This window comes from Streptococcus sp. 2741 (genome assembly GCF_013276315.1).
In the GTDB taxonomy this organism is placed as follows: Bacteria; Bacillota; Bacilli; order Lactobacillales; family Streptococcaceae; genus Streptococcus; species Streptococcus pseudopneumoniae.
In genome coordinates, this window is record NZ_VMKU01000091.1 from 1 (window position 1) to 639 (window position 639).

Genomic DNA, 639 nt, shown 5'->3' on the forward strand with positions numbered 1-639 from the left:
ATCATGGAAAATTAGGATTGTCAAAACAGGATCTGCTCTATCCTAGAAAAGGAAAAGCGCTTAAGAAACAAGCTAGCACCAATTTTAAACCCCCTGGTCAATCTATCGAACAGCGTCCTGAAGCTATCAATCTGCGATTGGAGAATGGGCATTATGAGATTGATACGGTTCTGCTTACAAGGGTGAAAAATTATTGTTTACTGGTCTTAACTGATCGAAGGACTAGGCATCAAATTATCCGATTGATTCCAAATAAAAGTGCTGAGGCGGTCAATCAGGCTTTAAAACTCATCTTAAAACAAGACAAGATTCTGTCCATCACGGCAGATAATGGTACAGAATTTAACCGCTTGTCTGATGTATTTTCTGAGGAACATATCTATTATGCGCACCCCTATGCCTCTTGGGAAAGGGGAACTAATGAGAATCACAACAGGCTCATTCGGAGATGGTTACCTAAGGGAACTAAGAAAACGACTCCCAAAGAAGTCGCATTCATCGAAAATTGGATTAATAACTATCCTAAAAAATGCTTGAACTACAAATCACCCAGAGAAGACTTCTTCATGGCTAACTTGAACTTGAAATTTGGCGAGAAGTTAGCAAATTGTAAAAAGTTTAAAAAAATTAGAAAAAGGT

General features: G+C 38.2%; 1 protein-coding gene. It reads left to right on the top strand.

Annotated features, from left to right (window positions below; all coding sequences use genetic code 11):
- Positions 1 to 639: IS30 family transposase (locus tag HT671_RS08820; RefSeq protein WP_240153274.1), on the top strand; the 639-nt coding region annotated here is incomplete at both ends.